The sequence below is a fragment of the Chloroflexota bacterium genome, from assembly GCA_034717495.1.
Lineage (GTDB): Bacteria > Chloroflexota > Anaerolineae > JAAEKA01 > JAAEKA01 > JAYELL01.
The window spans coordinates 1-11,223 of the sequence record JAYELL010000073.1 but is presented as its reverse complement, the minus strand read 5'-3'; the positions used below and the strand labels follow the sequence as shown (position 1 = coordinate 11,223).

Sequence of the window (11,223 nt, the reverse complement as noted above, 5' to 3'; positions counted from 1 at the left end):
GACGCGGGGACACGGGGACGCGGGGACACGGGGACGCGGGGATGCTGAGACGCGGGGACACGGGGACGCAGGGACGCAGGGACGCGGGGACGCGGGGACGCTGACCCTCCGCAACCTGCTTACCGCGCGATGGTCCCCACCCCCAGGATACCATCTCCCGCATGGGCAACGAACACAGCTCCCAACTCGATCACCAGGATTTGATCGCGGGGCAATCCGCTGCGGGTCGCCAGGGTGTCAGCCATGGCCAGGGCCTCGTCTGGCCGGCGCACATGGCCGACAACTGCCTGCTCCAGCGGGCCATCGGCCACTGCTTCATTGATCAAACGTCTGATAGCGCCACGCCTTCCCCTGGCAGGTCCCATCAACGTGATGCGCCCCTCGTCGTCCAGTATCAGAATAGCCCTGATATTGAGCGTCCGTCCCAGACGTTTGATCACCGGCATCAGGGCAGCAAGCCGTCCCCCACGCTGTATCTGATCCAGGTTCTCCAAAAAAAAGCGAACCTGCAACCGGCCCCGCATTTCCTCCATTGCAGCCATGATAGTGTCCCGATCCGCGCCGTCAGCAGCCAGACGCGCCGCCTCCAGCGTTAACAGACCATAGCCCAGGGAGAGGGAACAGGAATCGAATACGCTGATCCGATCGCCGAAGGATTGGGCGGCTGCCCAGGCGCTGCTGTAGGTCACACTATGGGCACCCGTCAGGGCGATGCAAACGACTTCGTGGCCCGCCTCAACCAGTGGACGATAGACCGCTTCGTAGGCGCCGACCGGTGGGCCCGATGTCTGGAAGGGCAGTCCGGCATCCAGGTGGTGCCAGAGTTCTTCCCGGGACGTCTCGGTATCGAGCATCTCTTCATCACCAAGACGCAGAATCAACGGCACCGTGTGGATATCATACGCTTCCAGCAACGATGCTGGTAGATCGCAGCCCGTGTCGGTAACCACCTTGATGGCCATAGTCAATCCTTTCGTCCGCCATGCCTCTGGTTGATTCGGCAAGTAGCGAGGAACCAATTATAGACTGAAAGCCATCGAGCAGCAACACCTAACCTGAACAAGCCAGAGGAACGCGACGGTCCCGATAACCAATTGACACCCCATTTTGGCTGTGGTATGATCGCTTTTGCCAGTCCGCATCAGGGTCAAAGCCTCGGCCCAAGCCGGTCTGGCTCTATTTCATATCGAGGAGATGATGAGACTATGACCACAATGGCTGTGACAGGCGACCAGGCGATGGAAAGATGGCAAGCGCAGGCCCGGGAAACCCGCCAACGAGTATGGGGAGACATTCCAGACGAGAAGTGGAACAACTGGCGATGGCAGTTGAGTCAGCGCCTCAACAGCCTTGAGGAACTGGCCCAGGTGCTGGACCTGACCGAAGAGGAAGAGGAAGGGCTCTCTTCACCTGACAAGTTCCGGGTGGACGTCACCCCCTATTTCGCCACACTGATGGACCCCCACGATCCAAGATGCCCTGTGCGCAGGCAGGTCGTTCCGCTGGGTAGGGAGCTACGGGCATTCACCTCGATGATGGAGGATTCGCTGGCGGAGGATGCCCATTCACCCGTTCCCGGGCTGGTACATCGCTATCCCGACCGTGTGCTCATGCTGGTAACGACCCAATGCGCCAGCTACTGCCGCTACTGCACCCGCAGCCGCATCGTCGGGGACGCCGCGGCCACCTTCAGTCGCGATGAGCACCAGGCCCAGATCGACTACATCGCCAGCACCCCGCAAATCCGGGATGTGTTGTTGAGCGGCGGCGACCCGCTGACCATGCCCCCGAAACTCCTGGACCGCATCCTGTCCGACCTGCGCGCCATTCCCCACGTGGAAATCGTGCGCATCGGCAGCCGCGTGCCGGTTTTCCTGCCCCAGCGAATCACCGACGAATTCACCGGGATAGTGCGCAAATACCACCCGCTATGGATCAACATCCATGTGAACCATGCCAAAGAGATCACCCCCGAGTTGCGCCAGGCCTGCCAGCGGATGGCGGATGCCGGCATTCCGCTGGGTAATCAAAGCGTGCTGCTGGCAGGGATCAATGATTCGGTCCACATCCAGCGACAACTGGTGCACGAGCTAGTCAAAATGCGGGTTCGACCCTACTATCTCTACCAGGCTGATCTTGTAGAAGGCGCGGGGCATTTTCGAACGACCGTTGCCAAGGGAATTGAGATCATGGAGGGGCTGCGTGGCCACACCAGCGGCTTCGCGGTGCCGACCTACGTGGTCGATGCACCTGGCGGCGGCGGCAAAATCCCCGTCATGCCCAACTACGTGGTCAGCCAGGCCCCGGGCAAGGTGGTACTGCGCAACTACGAGGGCTACATCACAACCTATTCCGAACCCCTGGACTACGACCCCAGCGAGGTCAAACACCTGGAGAAGGAGATCACTCGCCGGGAAGAAGCAGGGCAGGAGGGAATCACCAGTCTCCTGGAAGGCCGTCGAATGGCGATTCGACCTCAGGATTTCGACGCAACCCATGCCCGGGGCGGCGCCATACACCGGCTGCGGGAAAACAGCGACAAATGGCAACCCTTCCTGGTGGGTGAGACCGTGGACTCCGACTCGACAGGCGGGACAGCATCTATCGAGGCGCCGAAAACTGAGGACCCGGACTGACCGTCTACGGACACTCTGATACTCTGCGCCCCTGTGGAGCCTCACGGTGCCTCAGACGGCGGCGGCTGATCCTTATCGCCACCAACGCCTGGAATAAGCCGTTTGATCCCCTGGAAGATGCTCTTGAATAGCCCCGCGACCGGCTTGAACAGCCAGCTGATTGCCTGGTTGATCGCCTCCATGCCACGACCGATCAGGTGAAACACCGGCCGGAATATCCGCCGCAGCAGAGGACTGTGCGCGTAGACCACCGCCAGCACCAGTATCGCCACCGAGGTGCCAAACTGGATCCATTCCTTGTTGTCTTCGTACCATCCCGGGAATTCGAAAAGGTGCAGGTCTTCCAGCAGCAGGCGCAGGCCAATCGCCAGAACCAGCACATAGGCCGCCGGGGCAAGGATCGGTTCCCGTTCGATCAGATGGGTAAATATCCCCGCAGCAAAGCGCATGGTCACGATGCCAATGGCAACGCCCAGCAGAACAACCCATAGCTTCTCGGACAGGGATATGGCCACCACTACATTGTCGAGACTGAATGCCAGGTCCGCCAACTCCACTTGCAGCACCACCATCCAGAAACTGGCACCGGCTGCCGCGACAGCGGCTGAATGGGCATCCTGTTCGGACACGCCATCGGAATCATCTTCCTGCATGTACTGGGGCAGGTGATCGATCGATAACTTGACCAGATAGGCGGCCCCCAGCAGCCTCAACCAGAGATTCTGGATGATGAAACTGGCGATCAGCAGCATCAGAGCACGGCCAAAGTAGGCCCCCAGCAAACCCACCTTGAGTGCGGCGGTGCGCTGCATGCCCAGCACCCTGTCGGTAAAGGGCTGCAACGACTTCAGGCGCTCCGGATAGGGCACTGGCTTGTCGTCGGGAAGGACGGATACCATGGCACCCAACACGGCGGCATTGTCTATCGAGAGAATGCCCTCCAGAAAGATCAGCTGGATAATGATGGTTACTAGGGCAAGATCGATGGGGAAACCCTCGGCAAGATTCAAGATAAATATCCTTTGAGAATACAGTCTGTCAGCCATTATACCCATTACGTTCCTGCAGCAAAAAGCAGGATGGCTGTCAGATTGGGCATGGTCCCTCCCTTGACCTGGCAGGAAGCTCCCAGGTTCCCGCAAGTTGAATGTCTCGCCGCTCGGCTTCCCGGAAGCTGATCGGTTACGATCCCAGTTTCGAGATTGGCGCGATTTGCATCCTTGTCACCGCGTGCAGTAGAATCCTGATGATCGCACCTAATCCTAATCCGCATGAAATGGAGAGAAAGATGTCAGACAACGGAAACTATCCCGACGTGAATCCTTTGGACTGGGAAACGGTCCAACCCTATGTCGACCAGTTGCTGGCCGAACCGCTTGGCGCTGATTCGGTCGAGCCCTGGTTAAAAAAGTGGAGCGGTCTCGTCTCGGTCATCGACGAAACCGAGGCTCAGATCTACCGGGACGTGACAGAAAATACCGCTGACGAAGCTGCCGAAGAGCGCTTCAAGCAATATATCGAAGTGATTCTGCCCCAGACGAGTATTGCCAACCAGGCTCTGAAGCAGAAATTGTTGTCCGTGGAAGATTATGAGCCAACCGGCGAGACGGCTGTGCTGATGCAACGTTTCCAGACCGAGGCGGATATTTTCCACGAGGACAATGTGCCCATTGAGAGTAAGCTGGAAATGCTCGGCAACGATTACAATAAAATCGTGGGCGCCATGAATATCGAATGGCAGGGTGAAACGGAGACGTTGCCCCAGGCCATGCAACATCTGGAATCCAGGGACCGGCAAACACGGAAGGCAGTTTGGCGCCTGATAATGGAGCGCTACCTCCAGGATCGCGATCGGTTAAATGAGCTGTACCTGGAAATGCTGCCCCTCCGGCGCCAGATTGCCCCCACCGCGGGGCTCTCCGATTTCCGCGCTTATCGTTGGCAAAAGCTCTCACGTTTCGACTACACCCCCGAAGACTGTTTCACCTTCCATGATGCCATCGAACATGAGGTTGTGCCCCTCGCGTCGGAACTGTATCGTGAGTTAGCTGGGCAGCTCCAGATCGACCAGGTCCGCCCCTGGGACACCCAGGTCGACCCCTACGGTGAGCCATTGCATCCATTTGAGGATGTGGCTCAGTTGGAAGCAGGCGCCCAACGAATCTTCGACAATCTCGACCCTGTATTGGGCGGGTATTTCGCCGTCATGCGGGATGGTTATCTGGATCTGGAATCGCGGCCAAACAAGGCGCCCGGCGGTTACTGCAACGAGTTCCCGGTCAGTGGAAAACCCTATATCTTCATGAACGCCGTCGGCACCCACCAGAATGTATCCACCCTGCTCCACGAAGGGGGGCATGCCTTTCATGTCATGGAATCACAACACCAGCCCCTGATCTGGAATCACAACGCACAGATGGAGTTCTGCGAGGTGGCCAGCATGAGCATGGAGCTGCTGACAGCCCCATACTGGCGCAAGGAGCAAGGAGGGTTCTACCAAGAGGCCGATGCCCGGCGCGCCCAGGCGCAGGAGCTAAAACAAACGGTCTTTTTCCTTCCCTACATGGCGGTGGTGGATGCCTTCCAGCACTGGGTGTACGTGGATGCACCGGAAAGTGTTAGCAGTGACGAGCTCGATGCCAAGTGGAGTGATCTGTTGGACCGTTTCATGCCAGGTGTGGACTATAGCGGTTTTCAGGCAGAAAAGGAGACCGGCTGGCATCGCAAGGGCCACATATTCGGCGTGCCCTTTTACTACGTCGAGTATGGATTGGCTCAGCTGGGCGCACTGCAGGTATGGCGTAACGCGTTGCAGGATCAAAGCAAAGCCATCGCCGACTACCGCGCTGCCCTGGCATTGGGCTACACGAGGTCGTTGCCAGAGCTTTTCCAGGTTGCCGGCGCCACCTTCGCTTTTGACCGCCAGATCGTCGGCGAGTTGATGACTCTGATTCGGGATCAGTTGGCATTGCTGGAAACGTAGTGAGCGATGAAGTTCACAGGAGTTCTGCTGCGGCTCATTTCCCTGGCCATTGCGTTTGCCCTGCTGGGTACCCTGGCTATTGCGGCAGGCGCCCAGGAACAGATATCGCTGGACAATGACGGCTGCACATCGGGTGGCAACTACAACCCCGCCTGCGACGTGAATCACAGCGGCACCATCGATGTCAACGACATCCAGCTGACCGCCGGGCACTGGAACGAGGCCGGCACCTGGGCCAGCGACAACATCCGTGACCACGTGGGGCAGACCTGGGAGGATGACAACAATGCACAACCGGGTACTCTTCACCAACTGTTTATTCCGTTGATCGATAGTTTCCCGGCTTCTGATTTCCAGCCCTGTTTCAGGATATCGGCAGACTCGACGGCCCATGCCGATTACGGCCTGGCCTACCCCGTAACCTATCAGTTCAGGATCCCACCTGGCTCATCCAGCTTGAGGATCTACCGTCGATTTGAACCGGACGGGCAGTGGACATTGCTGGCCGAAAGAACTGGCGAGGACTTCTTCAACGGAATCGAAGCAGTTCGCTTCGACTACACAGCAGACAAGGTCTTTGTCTCTGTTGCTTTCGGCGCCGAGAGCGACGACATCTATCTGACATTCGTCGACCCTGGCGGGACCCCGGTCCCTGCAGTGTTCGAACAGATCACCCGGTACTACGACGCCAGAGCAGCCGCCGTGGTCGTGACGGGAGACGACGAAGCAGACTGGTCCCACCAATACTTCCATTCGGCCTACGAGGCTTTCACCGAAGCTCGGATCTGGTTCACATCGGCGATAAACACCGGCATGATCAGCGGCCCAGGCTGGGCAGATATCCAAACCTACATCGATCAGGGTTACGTCGAGCCGGCCTGCCACTCAAGAACCCATCCATGGCTTCCATACCCGGACTATGACTCCGAAGTGGGCGGCTGCAGCTCGGATATTAAGGAACACCTCAATCCTCCATTTCCAAAGGGCTCGACGGAATATGTGGCTGCTTACATCGATCCGTACGGGCTATCAGATTCGATGTTGCGTTCCAAGCTGAGTCAGTATGGATACCTTGCCGAGAGGAGCGTCGAACACGGTGTGCACACCTTTGCGGCATGGAGCGAGACCGATGGGTTATTTGAGAGAATCGGGCTATCCATATGCGGGGACAATCGAGGCAGCGCCTTTCTAAACAGCCTTTTTGACACGGTCGGGGCACAGCACGGGATCTATCATCTGTATATTCACCCCTGGCGCCACGACTGGTCGGAAGGATCGGCCATTAGACGCCATATCGACCACATCAAGGGCAGGAAAGATATTTGGTACGCGGGCTTTGGCCATCTATACACCTACCACTACGTCCAGGAAAGGGGTATGGTCACTGTAACTGCGCTTGAAATCACTGGCACTGGCGCAGTCCTCGTTAACTTTTGCTCGCACAATCCACTTGACCCGGTTGTCCAGCACCGAGTCCTGGTTCCGGCAGGGAGGAAAGCCTGTTTTCGGTGACTAAGACCTGGGGTGCCTGGCCGGAATAAAATCCCCCCCGGCCAGGACGACCGGGGGGGAGTAGATATCATGGGGCCGACAACACAGACTTAGTGCAGCAGGTGGCTGCCATCCTGGCCTGTGCGCCGCGGAGCCTGCCGGCTACCTGCCCTTCTTTACGATCTTGACGACATCCTCGCCCACGAAGGGGGTGCCATCGAGCAGGTTGCCAGTCAGGGTCAAGATGAGGGCGTCCCCATCGTTAACCTCACCCATGGCGGTCACCAGCTCTCCGGTGCGGAACTTCAGTGTTATGTCCAGGTAGCCATCCGGGCCCTGCTCGGTGCAGGCGTAGATGTCCAGCGGCTTGTTCAGGTAGGGCTCAAAGGGGGTGGCCACATCCTCGAAAGCCCAGCGCAGGGGCGATACCTCGATGGGATCCTGTAACCCGGCATTGAACAACACTATCGTAGCCGGATCGATCTGCGTGACATCGAAATCCGCCGTGCCCAGGAGGGCCGCAGAGGTTAGCCCCCCGGACTTGGTGTTGATGGGGTTGGGGCAGGAGGTGGGATGAATGTCCAACGGCACACCCATCTCGCCCGGTTCAGGCGTTGGGGTTGGGGTGGGCGGAATTGGCGTCGGCGTGGGCGGAATTGGCGTCGGCGTGGGCTCGATCAACACCTGAAACTTCTCACAGATGGACGACTCCAGGTCGTTGAAATCCTCGACCAGGCGGACCCAGCCAGGCGCCGCGGGGGGCCAGGGTTCCGGTGGGTGGATAGAGGCGGGTTGGGGGAAAACCAGGTTTTCAAGGAATGTCACCCCAGTTCCCACTGCGATACCCTCGGCATCCATCTCGTCAATGCCGGCGTCTTGCGGGATGGCGCGCAGCAAAAAGGGATCAAAAATACCGACCGTAGGCACGCCATCGGTGACGATATTGATAGCCTTGTAGTCGGCGATCAGCGGCATGGTTGCCACGGCCAGGTTAAGGCCAGCCTCGTAGTTGGTGGCGTCGCCGTACTGGTCGATGTCGCGGATGGTTTGGGCTACTGAGGCCACGTTGGCGGCCGTGATCTGGATTGGCGTCAGCTCGACCCGGGCAACTCTGGAGAACTGGATCACTGTCAGGTTCAGGACGCCATCCTGGGGTACACAGGTGGGGTCCTCGATCGCGGCGGCGATGGCGTCTTTCATGAGGATGAAGTTGGGGGCTGAAATACTGCCGGAGCCATCGACCAGCAAGCCGATCTCAATACTGTTTGGGGTTTGCAGGGCGGGTGGCGCTGCCCCAATGGTGATGCTGAGGCTCATCGTTAACAGAGCAACGAGTATGACTGCGGAAACGAGTCGGGCTTTCAATGTGGATCTCCTTATATGCCCGATTGGATAGTAAAACGGGCAGACATAAATGGCTGAGCCTGAAAGCTTAGACTCAAGATATGGAACCTATATGCTGTTACCCCCCGGACACTTTACTGGTCACGAGGATACACTGGGAGTGAATCACAGACGGCCGTGGGTGTCAATTTTTTCAACGAAACGTTAGATTTTATTTTCAAATTTGCGTAAGATATTATTTCTTACCCCAATAGTAGAAGTCTTCTCTGCGTAGAACGGAGGAAATGCAGCCGTGAGAGATGGCGCCAGACGATCTACCAGATGCCGTGTGCCATGGCATCAGAATCGCGTGGCTGATCCAGCCTTGTCGGACCTGCGGCGGGCAGGCCCAGGTGGGTGCAATCAGCACAAATCTCAGTATCAGATTGGCACTGGCGACCTTACTGCTCGTCAGTGCCCTCGCTTTACGCGCGCGGCCAGGTCTATCTCTGCACCGAACATCTCGCTGATGAGCTTCAGTGAACTGGAGCTCGCGTGGCGGGCTAGATAGCGATCGTAGCCAGACATCTAGTCCCTCAAATCGACTACGGACCGATCAACAGCTTTTTGCGGTTCGGGCACCTTCTGAGACTCTGGCCAAGTTGATCGGGATATTGCCCACGGCAGCCTCTCATTAGCTATTCTTTTCTGCCCATCACCAGGCGGATACTGTCGAAGGCGCCGAAATCCCGGCGTTCGATCACGGTGAGCCCCACCAGGCGCATCAGGTCGGCCTCCTCCCGCATGAAGTCGTCGAAGCGTTCCCAGAGCCGGGCCAGCGCAACACCCATCGGGTTGCCGTCGGCCGGTTCGCCGGCATCCACCAGGATCACCTGCCCACCCGGTTTCAAGACGCGGGCGAACTCCATCATGGCCCGTTCACCATCGGGAATCGCGCTGAAGGTAAAGGTGGCCACCACTGCGTCGACGCTTTCCGTGGCCAGGGGCAGGCTGGTAGCGTTGCCTTGCACCAGGCGCGGCGGCAGGCCGCGATCCTCCAGGCGTTCGGCTGCCCGCTGCAGCATGCCGGTGGAGAGATCCAGGCCAATGGTCACAGGGAACAGCCTGGTCAGTTTTTCGAGCAGGACCCCGGGGCCGGGGCCGATCTCGACGACGGTCGCTTCTGGCGACAGGTCATAGAGCCAGGGCAGCACTTGCTCGGTATAACGGCGCCAGGGGGGAATAAGACGCATTGCGCCGGCATAGAAGGGCGCCATGCGGTCGTACATCTGCTGATAGTGGACAACGCGTCCGGGGTCGGAGTTCACCATGCATTGACATCCTATGCCGCTGTGCAGGCGGGGACATTGGTCCCGCGTTTCAGCGAAGGTCAGCCTGAATCACACCGTAGCGGCCGTTCACCAACCAGTTGGGGTCCTCGCCAGCCAGTCTGGCAGCCTGTCCGGTTTCAAGTCCTACGACGAGTTCTGACTTGAGGGTACGCAGCATGATCAAGGGTGCTGGAAAATAGCTGGTCGCCAGCGCCAGCGGCGTGGTGGCCGGCCAATGCGCGTCGCCCAGCAATCGACGATAGTTGGCATCCCCTTTGAAGATGACGCAGGCATGGCATGCCAGATCGCTGCTCAGATCCTCCGGCAGTTGAAAGTAAAAGAGACTGCTGGCGAAATGCCAGTGGGTCTTCAGGAGAAGCCTTCCAGCGTCGAGATGGGTCCACAGCCTCTGCGCGGCGAGAGTGGTGTGGGGGCCTCCGCGGGACAATGCCTGGAGCCCGGCGAAGACATCGCGGATCGTGGCGTCGGAGATGAAGTAGGGTTGGGGTTTGAGAAAGAAGGTGACCTGGCCCGCCAGTTGGGTACTGAGTAAATAATCGGCCAGGGTGAGGTCCATGGCAAGCTCGGTGCCGGCGTTGTCGGCCACGATCGCGATGGATGGAGGCGCCTTGCCGGTCGCTGCCTCCAGGAGAAAGCCCGCGATGGCACTGGAGTCATCGACCAGGAGGTAGGCATCCTGCTCATCCAACCTGGCACCGCGGCGTTGCCGGGCCAACTCGGCAACGGCTGCATAGCACAGATCGGCCTGATTACCCCAGAGGCTGCCTTTGAGCAGCCAGCGCAAACGCGTTTCGACGTCGCCCTGCAGTTGATCAAGCAGCGCCTCGACCGATTGGGGCGCCACGTCAGGCTGCCATTCAGTCGCCTTTTTGACTGCGTAGGGATCGGCTCCCTGCCGGGGTCCTGGTTGGAAATAACCGGTTGCCTCCAGCACTCGCCGGTAGAGGTAAGCTTCAGCCCAATACCAGGGCACGTCGAGCCAGCTTTTGCCAACATGGGGGACGTTGGCCAGGTCCCAAAACGAGCGATCTGCGGCGTCTTCCTGCAGATTACGCACGGAGCCGCTCGTGATCTCATCCCGCAGGGTGTTGAGCGCGTCGATGATGTCGACGGGAAAGTCATTGCTGTCGATGATATCCTGGAGGATATCGGGCACGCGCACAGCCAGGGTGTAACGGGCAAAGGATCCTGGTTCGGAGGTTAAGAGAAGCGGTGGATACCCCGCCGGCGGCGCTGTATGGAGGAGGGAGGAGGCATAAAAATGGACCATGGAATCTGATTTCCGGTTCAATTTGCGTACACTTACTTAAGTGAGGGGTGTGCATAACTCAAAAACTTGACATAGTCGGCCACATGGGTATCTCAAATGGTGACCAAACCATACAAGGAGGTACCCAATGGACTTCGGAAAGCCCGACATGACCGACTATGTGCAACT

Annotated in this window: 8 protein-coding genes; 3 read left to right on the top strand and 5 right to left on the bottom strand. The window is 58.6% G+C overall.

The window, feature by feature from the left end; genetic code table 11:
• Nucleotides 1–119: 119 nt before the first annotated feature.
• Nucleotides 120–962 carry a DegV family protein gene (locus U9R25_13840; protein MEA3336989.1) on the bottom strand — a complete coding sequence of 281 codons (843 nt, stop codon included), beginning with the start codon at nt 960–962 and terminating at the stop codon, nt 120–122.
• 276 nt (nt 963–1,238) lie between these two features.
• Between U9R25_13840 and ablA the strand changes: the two genes are divergently transcribed.
• Entirely contained in the window at nt 1,239–2,636 is a 1,398-nt protein-coding gene (ablA, locus tag U9R25_13835; GenBank protein MEA3336988.1) for a lysine 2,3-aminomutase, read from the top strand.
• A 41-nt stretch (nt 2,637–2,677) separates the two neighbouring features.
• Here the strand turns inward: ablA and U9R25_13830 are convergent, their stop codons facing one another.
• Nucleotides 2,678–3,646, bottom strand: coding sequence for a tellurium resistance protein TerC (locus tag U9R25_13830; GenBank protein ID MEA3336987.1), 969 nt, complete (start codon nt 3,644–3,646; stop codon nt 2,678–2,680).
• A gap of 278 nt (nt 3,647–3,924) precedes the next feature.
• Between U9R25_13830 and U9R25_13825 the strand changes: the two genes are divergently transcribed.
• Nucleotides 3,925–5,619 (top strand): M3 family oligoendopeptidase, encoded by a 1,695-nt coding sequence (locus tag U9R25_13825; protein ID MEA3336986.1) that lies wholly within the window; start codon nt 3,925–3,927, stop codon nt 5,617–5,619.
• Between the two features lie 6 nt (nt 5,620–5,625).
• Nucleotides 5,626–7,131, top strand: coding sequence for a hypothetical protein (locus U9R25_13820; GenBank protein MEA3336985.1), 1,506 nt, complete (start codon nt 5,626–5,628; stop codon nt 7,129–7,131).
• A 141-nt stretch (nt 7,132–7,272) separates the two neighbouring features.
• Here U9R25_13820 and U9R25_13815 read toward each other — a convergent pair whose 3' ends face one another.
• From U9R25_13815 to U9R25_13805, 3 genes are all read right to left on the bottom strand, one after another.
• Nucleotides 7,273–8,475 (bottom strand): vWA domain-containing protein, encoded by a 1,203-nt coding sequence (locus U9R25_13815; protein ID MEA3336984.1) that lies wholly within the window; start codon nt 8,473–8,475, stop codon nt 7,273–7,275.
• A 656-nt stretch (nt 8,476–9,131) separates the two neighbouring features.
• Nucleotides 9,132–9,764, bottom strand: coding sequence for a class I SAM-dependent methyltransferase (locus U9R25_13810; protein MEA3336983.1), 633 nt, complete (start codon nt 9,762–9,764; stop codon nt 9,132–9,134).
• A gap of 49 nt (nt 9,765–9,813) precedes the next feature.
• Nucleotides 9,814–11,055, bottom strand: a complete 1,242-nt coding sequence (locus tag U9R25_13805; protein MEA3336982.1) for a damage-control phosphatase ARMT1 family protein — start codon at nt 11,053–11,055, stop codon at nt 9,814–9,816.
• Nucleotides 11,056–11,223 lie beyond the last annotated feature (168 nt).

What these genes read in the sequence shown, in the direction of transcription:
- U9R25_13840 (MEA3336989.1), bottom strand. Translation starts at nt 962, where the DNA reads ATGGCCATCAAGGTGGTTACCGACACGGGCTGCGATCTACCAGCATCG.
- ablA (MEA3336988.1), top strand. Translation starts at nt 1,239, where the DNA reads ATGGAAAGATGGCAAGCGCAGGCCCGGGAAACCCGCCAACGAGTATGG.
- U9R25_13825 (MEA3336986.1), top strand. Translation starts at nt 3,925, where the DNA reads ATGTCAGACAACGGAAACTATCCCGACGTGAATCCTTTGGACTGGGAA.
- U9R25_13820 (MEA3336985.1), top strand. Translation starts at nt 5,626, where the DNA reads ATGAAGTTCACAGGAGTTCTGCTGCGGCTCATTTCCCTGGCCATTGCG.
- U9R25_13810 (MEA3336983.1), bottom strand. Translation starts at nt 9,764, where the DNA reads ATGGTGAACTCCGACCCCGGACGCGTTGTCCACTATCAGCAGATGTAC.
- U9R25_13805 (MEA3336982.1), bottom strand. Translation starts at nt 11,055, where the DNA reads ATGGTCCATTTTTATGCCTCCTCCCTCCTCCATACAGCGCCGCCGGCG.